The sequence below is a fragment of the Pseudobacter sp. genome (assembly GCF_051955275.1).
Taxonomy (GTDB): Bacteria; Bacteroidota; Bacteroidia; order Chitinophagales; family Chitinophagaceae; genus Pseudobacter.
On sequence record NZ_JBQCGW010000049.1, the window covers coordinates 1 to 15,620 of the forward strand.

The 15,620-nt window shown below is 47.9% G+C and carries 14 protein-coding genes; 7 read left to right on the forward strand and 7 right to left on the reverse strand.

The genetic code is table 11. The features are described from left to right. Together ACTHMC_RS04895 and ACTHMC_RS04900 are read right to left on the reverse strand one after the other, a co-directional pair. The coding region (locus tag ACTHMC_RS04895; RefSeq protein ID WP_440411349.1) for a DEAD/DEAH box helicase family protein at positions 1-265 on the reverse strand (265 nt) is incomplete at its 3' end. 74 nt (positions 266-339) lie between these two features. After that, entirely contained in the window at positions 340-795 is a 456-nt protein-coding gene (locus tag ACTHMC_RS04900; RefSeq protein ID WP_440411351.1) for a methylglyoxal synthase, read from the reverse strand. A gap of 140 nt (positions 796-935) precedes the next feature. Here ACTHMC_RS04900 and ACTHMC_RS04905 point away from each other — a divergent pair, with 140 nt between their 5' ends. Further along, the gene (locus ACTHMC_RS04905) at positions 936-1,559 is read left to right on the forward strand and encodes a T9SS type A sorting domain-containing protein (RefSeq protein WP_440411353.1); all 624 of its coding nucleotides are present in this window, start codon (positions 936-938) and stop codon (positions 1,557-1,559) included. 370 nt (positions 1,560-1,929) lie between these two features. Beyond that, complete coding sequence (locus tag ACTHMC_RS04910; RefSeq protein WP_440411355.1) at positions 1,930-2,412, forward strand: hypothetical protein; 483 nt, start codon at positions 1,930-1,932, stop codon at positions 2,410-2,412. A 106-nt stretch (positions 2,413-2,518) separates the two neighbouring features. Here the strand turns inward: ACTHMC_RS04910 and recA are convergent, their stop codons facing one another. Further along, positions 2,519-3,553: a recombinase RecA gene (gene recA / locus ACTHMC_RS04915; RefSeq protein WP_440411357.1), complete on the reverse strand. Its 1,035-nt coding sequence runs from the start codon at positions 3,551-3,553 to the stop codon at positions 2,519-2,521. 541 nt (positions 3,554-4,094) lie between these two features. On the opposite strand from recA, the gene ACTHMC_RS04920 reads away from it, so the two are divergent. Both ACTHMC_RS04920 and ACTHMC_RS04925 read left to right on the forward strand, forming a co-directional pair. Continuing rightward, a complete protein-coding gene (locus tag ACTHMC_RS04920) occupies positions 4,095-4,961 on the forward strand; it encodes an OmpA/MotB family protein (protein WP_440411358.1) in 867 nt (288 codons plus the stop codon). 182 nt (positions 4,962-5,143) lie between these two features. Further along, on the forward strand, positions 5,144-5,983 hold the full coding sequence (locus ACTHMC_RS04925) for a LamG domain-containing protein (protein ID WP_440411360.1): 840 nt from the start codon (positions 5,144-5,146) through the stop codon (positions 5,981-5,983). 54 nt (positions 5,984-6,037) lie between these two features. Here ACTHMC_RS04925 and ACTHMC_RS04930 read toward each other — a convergent pair whose 3' ends face one another. Both ACTHMC_RS04930 and ACTHMC_RS04935 read right to left on the reverse strand, forming a co-directional pair. Next, positions 6,038-6,727, reverse strand: a complete 690-nt coding sequence (locus tag ACTHMC_RS04930; protein ID WP_440411362.1) for an alpha/beta fold hydrolase — start codon at positions 6,725-6,727, stop codon at positions 6,038-6,040. Between the two features lie 36 nt (positions 6,728-6,763). Then, positions 6,764-8,353 (reverse strand): Na+/H+ antiporter, encoded by a 1,590-nt coding sequence (locus ACTHMC_RS04935; RefSeq protein ID WP_440411364.1) that lies wholly within the window; start codon positions 8,351-8,353, stop codon positions 6,764-6,766. Between the two features lie 545 nt (positions 8,354-8,898). Here ACTHMC_RS04935 and ACTHMC_RS04940 point away from each other — a divergent pair. Further along, positions 8,899-9,522, forward strand: a complete 624-nt coding sequence (locus ACTHMC_RS04940) for an META domain-containing protein (protein ID WP_440411365.1) — start codon at positions 8,899-8,901, stop codon at positions 9,520-9,522. Between the two features lie 12 nt (positions 9,523-9,534). On the opposite strand, the gene ACTHMC_RS04945 is transcribed toward ACTHMC_RS04940, so the two are convergent. Further along, positions 9,535-11,793: a helix-turn-helix domain-containing protein gene (locus tag ACTHMC_RS04945; RefSeq protein ID WP_440411367.1), complete on the reverse strand. Its 2,259-nt coding sequence runs from the start codon at positions 11,791-11,793 to the stop codon at positions 9,535-9,537. 393 nt (positions 11,794-12,186) lie between these two features. Here ACTHMC_RS04945 and ACTHMC_RS04950 point away from each other — a divergent pair, with 393 nt between their 5' ends. Then, entirely contained in the window at positions 12,187-14,556 is a 2,370-nt protein-coding gene (locus tag ACTHMC_RS04950; RefSeq protein WP_440411369.1) for an ATP-dependent helicase, read from the forward strand. A gap of 228 nt (positions 14,557-14,784) precedes the next feature. Then, entirely contained in the window at positions 14,785-15,375 is a 591-nt protein-coding gene (locus ACTHMC_RS04955) for a transposase (RefSeq protein WP_440411371.1), read from the forward strand. Here the strand turns inward: ACTHMC_RS04955 and ACTHMC_RS04960 are convergent. Beyond that, a partial coding sequence (locus ACTHMC_RS04960; RefSeq protein WP_440411373.1) for an arsenate reductase family protein occupies positions 15,376-15,620 on the reverse strand: 245 nt, incomplete at its 5' end.

A 15,620-nucleotide genomic window follows, 5' to 3' on the forward strand; every position in this document is an offset into this window, starting at 1 on the left:
TAACAAAATACCCTACGGCGTTTTCCGGGAAGAATTGCTTGAATTCCCCGTACAACTGGGCCACCAGTGTTTTGTTATGGGTGAGAACCAGGGTAGGGCGTTGTACCTGCTGGATCACATTGGCCATGGTATAAGTTTTACCACTACCGGTAACACCTAGCAGCACCTGTTGCTTTTCGCCTGCGAGAATACCTTCCGTCAATTGGCGGATAGCTTCCGGCTGGTCGCCCGCCGGAGGAAAGGGAGTATGTAAGTTAAATGCCATAATTAAAAAGGGTAACCGGCAAATTTAAGGCTAAAGGCAGCCGGGGCCGGGAGCTCCATGGAATATTAACAAACTCAGTCGATCTTTCGTTTAAGGTAGGTTGAATAATCCGGGATATTCACGGTGTATTCAGCCTGCATCAGCGGGGAAGTGAGTACAAAATCCGCGGTTGACCTGTCGCAGGCCATTACGCAGTTCCAGGCGATAGCAATGCGGAGCAGGGCTTTCACATCACTGTCGTGTGGCTGGGCTTCCATGGGATCCCAGAAGAAGATCAGGATATCGATCTCTCCGCTGGCGATCATGGAGCCGATCTGCTGGTCGCCGCCAAGCGGGCCGCTGAGTAATTTCTTCACGGGCCTGTCCAGTTGATCTTCCAGCAGTTTGCCCGTTGTGCCGGTGGCAATCAGCTCATGTTTTGCCAGTACTACTTTATTGAATTCTGCCCATTCTATCAGGTCTTTTTTCTTGTTATCGTGTGCTACCAGAGCAATACGTTTTCTTGTGTTTAAGCGTCGGGTCTTGATCATGCTTAAAGGTAGTGATAACGGTCATTTTGAAGAAACTTTAACGCAATGCTTAAAATCTTAGAGGTTTAACGTCGTTTTTTCCTGCTGCGGCACAGATATTGATAATAAGCTTTTCCCTGAAAATTCAAAGTGATCAACCTATGCTTAAGACCTTTCTCTTTTGTTTTTCCCTTATTATTTGCAGTGCGGCTGCATTGCGGGCTCAGACTGCGGGACCGGAAGAGGAGACATCCGTTGACGACAGTTCCGGTCAGGTGACCAACCTGGCGGCGGTGGTGAAAGAGAAAACAAAGGTTGTTTTGAACTGGCGGCTGTCGCGGAAGGGCGGGAATGAGTTTGTGGCGGTGGAGCGAAGTGTAAATGGCCGCGACTTTGAAATGGTGGCAATACTGAAGCAGGCAAGTTCGGGCGACTGGTATGAGTGGGTGGATGATTCTCCGGCGAAGGGAAAGAATGCTTACCGGATCCGTCATGCCGGCCGGACGGGGGTGGATCAGTATTCGCTGATCGCCACAACGCAGATTGCCGGTGATATATCCTTCAAGTTTTACCCCAATCCTGTGGATAATGTGCTGATCATTCGTTCTGAGCATGCGGCGGATGTGCAGATCGTTGATAACAGGGGAGCGGTCCGCCTGACTCAGAGTGGAATCCACGGACTGCAGACACTCAATGTTACAACCCTGGAAAAGGGTATGTATATCTTACGCGTGGTCAACAGGGTTACGGGTACAGTTACCCAGGAAAAGCTGCTCAAGAATTGATTTAAATCAATCCTGTGAACCTTTTTTAAGAATACCACAAAGTAGTATTGCAGAATTCAGAAATCACCCTTATTTTTACCTCGGTTTTTCATAGGATATTGGATTTTAAAGCGGGGTTGAATGTCTATTCAGACCCCTTTTTTATTTCTCTCCGTTCTTCACTTTTCGTATCTATCATTTCCTCTCTATACTTTGAAATTGTTTACTGTACTGCATTTCCGCGTTAACGCCCATGTGTAAACGAAATGCAGCCCTGTTCTTACGATTTGTAGAATAGTAGCTTTTGAAAGCCCTGGATAAGTGGTTTCAGGCTATGAGGGCAGTTTGGGGTCCTGGTGAAAAAGCATCATACATCTTTAAAATAATATATATGAACAGAAGAAATTTTCTTTTGAGTTCAGGGATGATAGCGCCTGCGGTATTGTTGATGCCTGATCTGGTGGTGGCGGAGATACAGCAGGATGATGCTGATTGTGCGATGTTGCTGGCCGGAGCGGGAAGGGTTGCCGGTTTGGCGGAGCGGTTCCGGGGTGCAGGCAAGCGGGTGAAGGAAGTGAATATTGCGCAGGTATCGGGGATCAGCTGGAACGGGCAAAGGTTCCGGTTGAGTACGAGGAGCGGTTATTCATTCACGGTAAAAAGGCTGGTGATCAACAGTGCGTATATGGTTGACAGGGAGCGCGGGCTGGTATTGATCCCTTCTGCGCCGGAGGCGATGACTATCCCTTATGAAGCGAGGGATGGGGTGAAGGATATGCCGGCATTCTGGGTGATGCCTGGCAGGCAATTACAGGATGCGCACCTGGCGGGCTTTATGGGCAAACGTGGCGGCGGTTTTATGTGTATAGCCTGATATAATATCATATAAAAGAAAAACCAGCCAAAGAATTGGCCGGTCCTACTATTTACTAACCCATCATAAAACTATCTTTTGAATGCAGAATGGATGGGGTGCCTTATCAGGCGTTCTGCATTTCCTTAATTTTTTCGCGGATCCTGGTCTCGATCTCGTTTGACAGCTCGGGGTTGTCGATGAGCAGTTGTTTTACTGCATCGCGGCCCTGGCCGAGTTTATCTGTATTGTAGCTGAACCAGCTACCGCTTTTCTGTACAATTCCCAGTTCCACGCCCATATCGAGGATCTCACCTGTTTTGGAGATACCTTCTCCGAACACGATATCGAATTCTGCTGCGCGGAAGGGGGGAGCTACTTTATTCTTTACCACTTTCACTTTAACCCGGTTACCGATTGCTTCATCACCGTCCTTTATCTGGGCCATACGGCGGATATCGAGGCGGACAGATGCGTAGAACTTCAGGGCATTACCACCGGTAGTTGTTTCGGGGTTACCGAACATCACACCGATCTTTTCACGCAGCTGGTTGATGAAGATACAGATGGTATTGGTCTTATTGATAGTAGCTGTGAGCTTACGTAAGGCCTGGGACATCAGACGAGCCTGGAGGCCCATTTTGCTGTCGCCCATTTCACCTTCCAGTTCACCTTTAGGAACCAGGGCGGCTACCGAGTCGATCACCACTACATCAAGAGCACCAGAGAGGATCAGCCTGTCGGCAATTTCCAGGGCCTGCTCACCGTAGTCCGGCTGAGAGATCAGGAGATTGTCTACATCCACACCTAACTTGCGGGCATAAGCGCTGTCGAAAGCATGCTCGGCATCGATGATGGCGCACATACCGCCTTTCTTCTGAGCTTCTGCGATCGCATGAATGGCGATGGTGGTTTTACCGGATGATTCCGGTCCGTAGATCTCAATGATACGCCCCCTCGGGAAGCCACCGATACCGAGTGCTGTGTCCAGACCGATAGAACCGGTGGATACAACTTCGTGGGGATCCTGGGACTTTTCGTTCATCATCATCACACTGCCCTTTCCAAAATCTTTCTCGATCTTATCAATGGTCAGTTTGAGTGCCTTCAGCTTCTCATTGTTTCCTGCGCCGGAAGTTTCCTTCTCTTTATCTTTTGACATAATGGGTGAGTTTTTAGTAGTTATTAGTAGCAAACGATTGCAATTCAAATGTAGGGATAAAATCTGAAATTCAAACTAATTATTTTAGCAAAATGCCGCTAAAATTTTTGGAGACCATATTTTTATTGATCCTGAATATAATATTATGCGGTTGTGAACGTTTTGTGCAGCAGAAATTTATCCAGTGATAAACCGTTCCCTTCATATGAGAATCACTTCTAATGAGATTGCAGGAAATTGCCGCTACATTCTGGCATCAATAATGAACTCATCCTGCAAAAGGTCGCTGACAGAAAACCGTTATGCATGCGCGAAAATTTCTCCATCCGGCTGCATAACAGAGTGATACTTGCTATATCTTGCCGCTTTCAGCGATTAAAAAGACCTTAAAAAGCATACTTAACTAATTGTATAGTAACATTTTTCTCCGGTTAAATTACCTTTGAAACCCCAGACAGGCATGATGCTTGCTAGGCTTACGGCCAAGGCGAATTGCAGTTATGCCCGGATGGATGTATATTTCTCATTCAAAACAATTAATATGAAGCCCAGACAAGTCTTATTGGTAGCGCTCTCCCCTATCCTCCTTTACTCATGCGTAAGCAAAAAGAAATTTGCCGCTGAACAAGCTAAAGTTGCTGACCTCACGGCACAGAACACAAAACTCACCGGCGACCTGAAAGGTTGTGAAGACCTGAAAGCTGAAGCCGCCCGTAAAGCTGAAGCGCTCCAGAACGAGATCGCAGCGCTGAACAAACAGATCGATTACCTGAAAGAAAACAATACTACAGCCCTGAAACAACTGCAGGACCTGTCAGTTATTTCAAGCTCTCAGGCTGAAAGCATCCGTAAGTCTCTCGACAATATGGGAGCAAAAGATGCTTACATCCAAACGCTCCAGCAGCAGATGGCCAGGAAGGATTCACTCAACATGCAGTTGGTGATGAACCTGAAAGGTGCTATCGGCAACCTGGACGACAAAGACATCAACATCAAAGTTGACAAAGGTGTTGTGTATATCGACATCTCTGACAAGCTCCTCTTCAAGAGCGGCAGCTACGACGTAACCGATGCAGCTAAAACTGTACTGGGTAAAGTAGCAGCAGTTCTGAAGAACCAGCCTGATATCGACTTCATGGTTGAAGGTCATACAGACAATGTTCCTTTCTCCCGCGGACTGCTGGTTGACAACTGGGACCTCTCTGTTAAACGTGCTACTTCTGTAGTTCGCGTTCTTCAGAAAGAGTACGGTCTGGAGCCTGCAAAGATCACTGCTGCCGGCCGTGCCGAATACGTACCAGTTGGTGCTAATGACACAGTTGAAGGTAAAGCTGCTAACCGCAGAACACGTATCGTGATCCTGCCTCAGCTTGACCAGTTCTTCAAACTGCTTGAGAAAAAGCCCTAATCAATTTTACTCCGGGCGGATGCATAAACCGCCGTTATAGCAAAAAGCCATACCAGCCGGTATGGCTTCTTGCATTTATAAACAATTTGGCACAATTACCACGCTGAACTGCACGCTTACGCATTTGTGATTTACATTCCCGGCTTTCTGAATTACATTCGCCGCAAAGAAAAGATCCCCAAATGAAGATTTTATCCCTGCTCTCCACCGGCGTTATTATTCTGTTGGTATTTTTGGGTACTACCGCTCCTATGAGCTCATGTACCAAAACAGAAACAATCAGAGACACTGTTTTGATTCCCTGCAACTGCGATGAAGAATCCCTTAAAAAAGGGCTGGTTGCCTATTACAATTTCAAAGGAGGTAACCTGAACGACAGCTCAGGCAAAGGAAACCATATCACATTCAATAATGCAACCAAAGCCACTGACCGCTTTGGAAATGCAGACGGTGCCTACCTCTTCAATGGTACTGATTCATACATGCAGGTTCCAAACAGCGTGTCGCTTAACCCAACTGTAGATAAAGGGTTTTCCATAATGGCGGTTGTGAAAATGAACGGATTTTATTCAGGTAACTGTAATTCAAGCCAGATCCTTGGCAAACTGGGAGGTAACGATTACGTAACAGGAAGTTATGCCCTGAGGGTATCTGATGCAAGATTTGACTGCAGCGCGCCTATCGATGTAAACAATATGGTATTCCATGCAGGTTATGGAGACAGGAACGTGAACAATGGTGCTGGTGCTGTTGCTGAAAATCCACGTGTTGCAACCAACAAATGGTACACGGTAGTATTCACTTACGGAGACGGTGCAGCAAAAATGTACGTTGATGGTGTGCATAAATACACACAGGCCTTTACTCCAACCTTCACTCCCAATAGTGATCCGCTTACCATTGGAAAGTCTTTGAATCCACAGTTCCCTTACTGGTTCAATGGAGTGATGGATGAGATCAGGATCTATGAAAGAGAACTTTGCAAGGAAGAAGTTACTTTGCTCAGTGAGCTCAAGAAGTAAACAAACCTTATAATATGATATGATTGCACCAGCCTGAAGCTGGTGCAATTTCTTTTAAGCCTGGCCTTTGATCAGCCTGGTTAGTAATTCCAGGTTTACATTCTCCAGCGGGTGAGGAGTATCCGGCAAAATGCAGAGGCTGGCTTTTCCCGCCGGCATGCCACGATAAACAGCAATGGTTTCTTCCAGGGTAACCATCCTGTCTTTATCTCCCTGCATCAGCAGGGCTGGGATCTGCACCAACGGATAATCTTCCGCATTCAGCGCATTGCGCTTGCCCAGCGCCGTTAGCATGGCCCCTGTTCTTACCAGCACTTCTTTCCAGTTTTCAGTACCATGCAATTGCTGTAATTGTTCTGCGAATGCAGGTGCTTTTTCCAGGATCACATCGGCATCAAAGCTGCGTTGCTGTTTGGCGGCAATGGTTTCGTCCCAATAGAATTTAGTGGCCAGGGTGATCAGCCTGCTGATCCGACCGGGATAATGCCGCGCGATATACGTGCCCACATAACCTCCCATACTGTAACCAAATATTTCCGGGGATTGCAACTGGTGCCGGTCCATATATTCAATTACCTGGCGTGCAAACAATTCCATGGAAAAGGCTTCAGCAGGCATAGGCTCTCCGCCGTGGCCAGAGAAATCAATGGCGTGTACCGAATATGAACTGCCGAGCAGGCTGGCAAGTGGCTTCAGTTGGGCAGCGGCGCCGATAGCGCCGTGCAATAAGATGATAGGCTGCATGTTGTTAATGGTATTAGATTCGGATATTGATTGCCGTTATTTACGTAAGCGGGCTTCCTCCAGATCCAGTTCATCTTCTTTCTTCCGGATCAGTTCTTCGGGGAATTGATTTTCGTGCCGCATTTTGTTGAGCTCGGTCCTCCGGGCATCTACCAGTTCCAGCAGCATTTCCCGGTACTTGTGCAGGAACTCGGGCCGTTTCTTCAGCTCTTCTTCTTTCTCCAGTTTGCGGGCAGTGATCTCGGCCATCCGTTTGTAACGGTCGCGGAGCCGGGTAAAGGCATCTATATTATTGGCTTCTTCTCCATATTTATGTTCGATATGATCCAGCGCCACATTGGCGAGGCGCAGCCTGATCTCCTGTTCCTCTTCGTGCTCGTTTTCCGGCACATCGATCTTCAGCCATTTCAGCATCAGCGGCAGGCTAAGTCCCTGGATCACCAGGGTTACCAGGATCACACAGAAGGTAATGAACAGGATAAGATTGCGGTAGGGGAATGCTTTGTCTCCCAGCGCGAGAGGAACAGACAATGCCGCTGCCAGTGAAACAACCCCACGCATGCCGCTCCAGGCAACCAGGAATACACTGTTGGGACCAGGCCTTTCTTCTTTTTCACGCAATTTTTTGCTGAGGATACGTGGTACATAGGCACCGGGAAAAACCCACAGTATACGGATCAGAATAGTAACCACACTGATCACCACTGCATATTTGAAAGACTGCATGATTGAATTCTCTTCCAGCCCTTCTACAATGCCCGGCAGTTGCAGGCCGATAAGTATGAACACCACTCCGTTCAGCAGGAATACCAGGGTATTCCACACACTGGTGGTTTGTATACGGGTATTGTAAGAAAACACATCATGCGAACGCCAGCTCATGAAGAGGCCTCCGCTCACAACGGCCAGGACTCCCGAAAAATGGAAATGTTCCGCCGTGATGTACATAAGATATGGAGAGATAAGTGTGATGGCGGTATCGATACTGGGGGTTGTTGGCAGCCAGCGATGGATCAGGTATTCTACAAATGCGAAGGCCAGCCCGATCACAATGCCCATCAGCGATACCCAGATAAACTCCCCGCCTGCTTTCCAGAGCACAAACTCTCCCGTTACCATTGCCGCAAGCGCAAACCGGAACACTATCAGGGATGAAGCATCGTTCACCAGGCTCTCGCCCTCGAGAATGGTGATCACCCGCCTGGGAACTTTCATTCCCTGGAGCACGCTGGTGGCGGCGATGGCGTCAGGAGGGGAAATGATCCCACCCAGTAAAAAGCCCAGCGCCAGTGTAAATCCGGGGATCATGGCATTGGCGGTAAATGCAACGGCAGCCGACGTGAAGATCACCAGACCGATAGACAAAAGGCTTATCGGGCGTCGGTTTGCCCAGAAATCATTCCAGGAAGTATTCCAGGCCGCAGCATATAATAATGGAGGCAGAAAGATAATGAAGACCACTTCCGGCTCAAGGCTTACCGAAGGCGTGCCGGGGACCAGGCTGATCAGTAAGCCTGCTACCACCAGGAAGATGGGATAGGAGATGCGCAGTTTCTGGCTTAGCATGCTCAGCATAGACACCACAAAAAGCAACGAAAGGATCAGCAATACTTGATTCTGCAGCATTCCCCAAGATAGAAAAAATCAGCGGGAAGAAATTCAACAAACCGTAGAATGATAACAACATAACAGGGTGCGATAAATTTCAACAGAAAAAAAACCGGCTCTTCTAACCATTTCTTTTTAAACATATTTCTGTCCCAAACCATATTTTCCTCCGGGCATGGCAACGGTTTTGAACATAGTTTCAACAAAGACCACGATGAAAAATTTATTTATAGCGGTGATCATAACAGGTGGGTTTGTGGCTTGTAATGATAACAATGGTCGGGACGCTGAATCGTACGACAGCACTAAAACAAACAACAGGTTAGAGGATACAACTCTGCCTGCACCCGAAGATTCCCTCAGAAGCGATACCATAAGAATGGATACCGCAAACAGGCCAAAGGGAGGCATTGACTCAATCAGGCACAAATACTAGGGTTGGATCACCAACCATTTCCGTTGTAAAAATGAACCTGCAACGGGAAAGAGAAGCCGTCTGTAACCAGGCGGTTTCTTTATTTCTGGCAACAAAATTGAATGACATAAATCAAATTATGTAAATCATGCGCACCCTCTTATGCTGTGGGGTAGCATTGCTGCTGCTGGTGGGATTTGTGCCGGCAGTTATCAATACCTCATCCACAGAACACCACTTATCTTATAATTCCCAACAAAGGGCCAATCTCTCCCTGAACAGTATCCGGTATGTGTACTCAAACAAGGTCAGGGGAAGCAGCTTCCGGAGGTTCCGCCCGGAGCCATCACCTGCAGAATCAAAAAACAGCTACTTACATTATACAGCGAATGCCATCTCCTGTGGCATAACAGCTGATACGTCTTTAAATGGACAATGGTACCTGGTTCCGGCCCTGCCTTCGGACACAGCATCCGGACAGTTTCCTTCGCTAAAATTCAACCTGAAAAACAAAACCTTCAGCGGTCATACAGGTTGTAATACCATGCAGGGCTCATTCACGCTGACAGACAGCAGCCTTCATTTCAATGACAATATTAAGATGTCCCGGAAGATCTGTACAGGTTATAATGAAGCGGCTTTCCTGAAGAATTTATTCATGGCCAACAGGTATACGCTCCGCGACTCCACACTCACACTGTGGTTTGACCAGACAGAACTTTCACATTGGACACGCAAGCCACAGCGTGGCTCAAAGGTTCAATCCACCTGATGAGGATATTCATCAGCCAGTTTCCTGATTTTTATTCAGCCATTCCCGGTGCTGAACAACTGCTCTTATATCTCCATAGCTGAATCCGTCTCCCAGTTTTTCTTTGATAGCTGTTGCAGTAAGTGTTTCCTGATGGGCGGAATCCAGCAAGGCCAGCACTTCCCGCACTTTGTCCGGTTCCACAAGCTGGGTTACCTGTACTTCTCCGGCTGCAATGAATGAAATGAGATGACTCTCGATGGTACCGTTGGCCAGGTTGCGAAGGCTCGCGATCTCGGGGATAGTTTTGCCTTCCCGGAATAATTTGAGGGTGATGCGGTTGGTTTCGCCTTTGGCAGCCTTTGATGTTTTCTTTTCTTCCTTCTGAACCACATCCTGTTCTTCTGATCTGGTCCGGTGTGCTTTCTGCTGCTCTTCCACTTCCTGCAGCAGTTCCCCGGCCTTACGGCCCTGCACCAGCCCTGTCGCTATCTGAATAGCCAGCTGCAATTCCTGTTTCTTTCTTTCCGGCAGCAAAGCCAGTTCATTCAGTTCGCGCACATATTTTTTGATGCGTTGTTTGATGCGGATCTCTTCTGCATGATCACGGATGGACTGAATCAGCTGATCGAGCGGTTGCAGAAAATATTCGCTGGCGGCGGCTATTCGCTGACGGAGGAACTGAAAGTTATCCTGTTCAGCAAGCGGTAACAGCTGTTCCAGCTGACGCATGAACCTTCCGGCCATATCCTCATGCTGTAATACAGTACGGGTTATACCCTGCGCCCAGGTAATGGCACCGTTCATATCCGCCAGTTGCCGGTTGGGATAATCATCATAATGTTCCTTGAATGCCTCCGACATTTTGGTAAAGTCGAAGGTCCTTACCAGGGAGCGCGCAATAAACAACTTCTGTTCTTCTTCCAGTAGCTGATGAAGCATATCTTCCGCCTGTTCCGTGCGTATGAATTCAAGGGTGCGATTATCTGTCTGGATACAATGCGGCTGGATGCGCGAGAAAAGAATAAGTCCCTGCAAGGAGGTAAGGCGGCTCAGTGCCACGTATACCTGCCCGGGTGCAAAGGACGAGCCAGCATCGATGATGGCTTTTTCAAAAGTAAGTCCCTGGCTCTTGTGAATAGTGATGGCCCATGCCAGCCGGATGGGATATTGTGCGTAACTGCCCAGTTCTTCTTCTTCGATATTGTCTTCCTCCCGGTTGTACTGGTATCTGATATTCTTCCAGGTTTCTTTCTCCAGTTCCATTTCATACGATTCCCCCGGGAAAGTGACAAAGATCTTATCTCCTGCAATTCGGCTGATCACTGCGATCTTACCATTATAATATCTGCGGCTTTCGCCTTTATCATTCTTAATGAACATGATCTGGGCGCCTTCTTTCAGCTGCAGCAGTTTTTCTGCCGGTAGTGCTTTCTCATTGAAGTCCCGCGTGATCACGCCTTCAAAAGAATGAAGGTTGCCCGGCAGCTTGCTCAGTTGCTGCTGATTGATGGTGTCTGCCCTTGAATTATGAGTTGTAAGAACGATATAATTTTCTCCGGCCTCCTGTTGGTAGCCGGGTTTGTAATGCTGATGGAGTCTGTCGAGGTCCTGATTACTGACCGTATTGTTCCGGATATTGTTCAGGATCTGGATGAAATCTTCTTCATGCTGCCGGTAGATCTTTTTCAGTTCCAGGTACACCGGCGGATGCTGATGCAGTACCTGTGCATCGAAGAAAAAGGGGCTTTTATAATGCGCTTTCAGGATGTCCCATTCTTCGTTGCTCACTACGGGTGGCAGTTGAAAGAGATCGCCAATATATAATAATTGTACGCCGCCGAATGACTGATCGGGTTTGCGGCGGACATGGCGGAGGATGAGATCGATCTCGTCAAGGAGGTCGGCGCGGAGCATGCTCACTTCATCTATCACCAGGAGTTCCAGCTCGCGCAGGAGCTCTTTTTTATCCCTGCTCAGTTTCAGGTTCTTCAGTAAAGTATTGGGATTGTTGAATTGCTGATTGCTGTTCCATCCTGCGAGTGGAGAGGGGACGAAAGCGCCGAATGGCAGTTGGAAGAAAGAGTGCATAGTAACTCCTCCCGCATTGATTGCGGCAACACCGGTTGGTGCAATGATAGCCATTCTCTTGTTTGTGTTCTCGCGGATGTATCGCAGGAAGGTGGTTTTGCCGGTTCCTGCTTTTCCGGTGAGGAAAAGGTGCCGGTTGGTTTGGTTGACGAACCGGGCTGCGAGGTAGAAGAGATGGTTGGAAGCATCGGGAGTCGACATGTTCTTTCCACTTTGCGGCAAGATAAGCAAGAATCATTGAATTCGGTCCAAAAATAATTGCTTTTCAGGTGTTCGTTGGCGTTATATTGTCGTCATTGGCTCATTTTGCGGTAAGCCTTGCCGGTGGTGGGTTTCAGGAGATGGAATAATAGAAATATTTTGTGTGTTTTTCCATTATTTTGATGGCCTGTTTTATGATATGCCGGGCTGAAGGGATGTGAGGGGTCCTGGTCTTCAAAACATACCATTTACAGCCCGGCGCTTCCCCAAAGCCCAGACACTCCCTGGCAGATCCCGATAGCACCACCAAAAGTGTGGGGCATGTATTGCAGCCAATCATCTCTTCTTTCCACATCCTTCCGCATATACCTCAATCCTTCGTAAATTGCACCCATGATTGATTACCTAAAAGGATTGAACGACAGGCAGCGTGAAGCTGTTCTCCATAAAGACGGGCCATTGATGATTGTTGCAGGTGCGGGAAGTGGAAAAACAAAAGTGCTGACCACCCGCATTGCGCACCTGATGGCCAGCGGGGTGGATGCTTTCAATATCCTGGCGCTGACCTTTACCAATAAGGCGGCCAAGGAAATGAAGGAACGTATTGAACATATTCTTGGTAACTCCGATGCACGCAACCTGTATGTGGGAACCTTCCACAGCGTGTTCGCCAGGATACTGCGCAGCGAAGCGCACCGCCTGGGTTATCCCAATAACTTCACCATTTATGATACGGATGATGCCAAGAGTGTGGTGAAAGCGGTAATCAATGAAATGAACCTGGATGACAAAACCTACAAGCCATCCAATATCTATAACAGGATCTCCTCGGCCAAGAACGCCCTGGTAGGCCCCGTTGAATATGCCAACGATTATGGCCTGCAGCAGGAAGACCTTCGTTCCAACCGTCCGGCTACAGCCCAGATCTATGATGCCTATGTAAAACGCTGCTTCAAGAATGGCGCAATGGACTTTGATGACCTGTTGCTGAAATTCTATGAACTGCTGAAGCACTTCCCCGAAGCGCTGATCAAGTACCAGCGTAAATTCAAATATATCCTCATCGATGAGTATCAGGATACCAACCCAGCGCAGTATGAAGTGATCAAGCTGCTGGGTGCTATGAACGAGAATGTGTGCGTGGTGGGTGATGATGCACAAAGTATCTACGGTTTCCGTGGAGCCACTATCGAGAACATCCTTCAGTTCCAGAAGGATTATGAAGATGCGAAGGTGGTGAAACTGGAACAGAATTATCGTAGTACAAAATCTATTCTGAATGCGGCCAATGAGGTGATCAAGAATAATAAAGGCCAGATCCCGAAAGACCTCTGGACGGAAAACAGTGATGGAGAGAAGATCCGCCTGGTTCGCACCATGACGGACAATGACGAAGGCAAATTTGTGGCAGATACAATCCAGGAACAGAAGCTCCGCAATCATTATAACAACAGGGATTTCGCAATCCTTTACCGTACGAATGCACAGAGCCGTGCGTTTGAAGAGGCGCTCCGCCGCATGGGTATTGCTTATACCATGTATGGAGGCACCAGCTTCTATTCACGTAAGGAGATCAAGGATTTTGTGGCCTACCTGCGAATAATCGTGAACCCGAAGGATGAAGAGGCACTCAAAAGGATCATCAACTACCCGGCAAGAGGGATCGGCAAAACCACTATCGATAAGGCGTTGCTGGTAGCCAACACCCATAACATCTCCGTGTGGGAAGTGCTGGAGCAGGCGCAGATCTTCGGATTCAAGAGCAATACACTGGAGGCCATAGATGGTTTTGTGACCATGGTGAAGAGTTTTGCCAGCATGCTGGAGACCAGGAATGCATCTGATGTGGCGGTTCATGTGGGTAAGCAAACCAATCTTGTAAAAGAACTTTTCAACGATAAGAGCACTGAAGGTGTAGCCCGTTATGAGAATATCCAGGAATTGCTGAACTCCATCAAAGAATGGGTGGAGAGCCCTGACAGTGATGAAACAGGCGAAGTAACGGACAAAGGCCTGGGTGCATATCTGCAGCAGATCACCCTGCTTACAGATGCAGACGATAAAGATCCCAACGCAGATACGGTAAAACTGATGACCATTCATGCGGCAAAAGGACTGGAGTTCTCCTGCGTGTTTGCGGCAGGTCTGGAAGAAATGCTTTTCCCCAATGCCATGAGCATAAACAGCAAGGAAGAGCTGGAGGAAGAAAGACGTCTTTTCTATGTAGTGGTTACCCGTGCAAAGGCGAGGCTCTGGGTTACCTATGCAAATACACGCTACCGGTTTGGTCAGCTGGTGCAGAATGAGCCAAGCCGTTTCATAGATGAGCTGCCTGATGAGTTCCTGGATCGTAGTTTCGCCGGTGGCGGAGCCCGTAACCAGACCAGCGGTGGCGGATGGGGAAGTGGCGGCCGCAGTGCTTATGATCGTATGCATGGAGGCGGTGGTGGATATGGCAATTCAGCAAAAGATGCTGAAAAACTGTATGGACCTCCTCCCACAAAAAAACCGGCTGTGCCTTCTTATGCACCTGCAAAGCCTGTTGCTCCGAAAGTGGTGGAGCATACGCCCAGTGAGGATTTTGTGGCAAGTGATATTTCTGCGCTGGCAGAAGGTAACAAGGTGGAGCACCAGAAATTCGGTTTTGGTGAAGTGGTAAAACTGGAAGGTTCTTCTCACAATCCCGTTGCTACAATTAAGTTTGATAAGAACGGAGAGAAGAAGATCATGCTGAACTATGCCAAGCTCCGCATCATAGGATAGGTAAAATAAAAAGGTTCAAAATACTGCCCGGTTGTTTTCCCCAACCGGGCTTTTTATGATATTACCCAATGGATTGAAGCCTTAAGTATTCATTGTCAAGCGCTCAGAAATTACAGGCCGATGATAAAATTCTACGATATTTAAGACCTTCATTTTGTTCCTCAGTGGGTATAATCGTAACTTTAAGAGAAGCCCCGGACCCATTACTGAGTGTATAAAAGTGATGGCATGAATGAAAAGAAGGAACAAAAAACTGATCCTCAGGCTTGTTCATATATTACCTTCAACACGGTTGATTGGGTGGACGTGTTCGTGCGTCCGGTATACAAGCAGATCATCATAGATGAGTTGAACTGTTGTATCGTATCCAAGGGGTTGATCGTGTATGCCTGGTGCCTGATGAGCAATCATCTTCATCTGCTGGCGAGGAACAGTGATCCCGGCGGCCTGGCCCGCATTGAAAAGGATTTCAAAAGAGTTACCACCAATAAAATTCTGGAAGTACTGGATACGGAGACCGATCTCCGGAAAGACTGGATGCTCAGCAGGTTTGAGCATTGCAGCCAGTCGCTCAAGCGGATTGAGAAATTCCAGGTTTGGCAGACCTGCAGCAACCCTTCATTCATAGATTTCAAGGATGTGTTCAAACTGAAGGAAAAAGTGCTGCATATTCACGAGAACCCTGTCCGGGATGCCATCGTTGACAGACCGGAGGATTATGTGTTCAGTTCGGCCAGGGATTATGCCGGCCTGAGAGGCCAGGTCAGAACCACGGTGATAGACTTCAAAGACCTGCTGAAGAAGATGATCAGGACCTGATCATAATTTTTCCACGGCTGCGGTGAGCGCAGCCACATTCTTTTTATCGTTCCCCACAAATATCAGTTTGCCGATAATGGCCACGGGCCTTTTAAGGAAAGTGTATTCTTCGAGGATGAGATCCCGGTAATCCTTTTCGGTGAGGTTTTTGTCTTTCAGGCCCAATTCCTTGTATTTGAGCGCCCTTCTGCTGAAAAGTGACTCATAGGAACCACTGAGCGCCTTCATTTCGTCGAGCTGGGCAG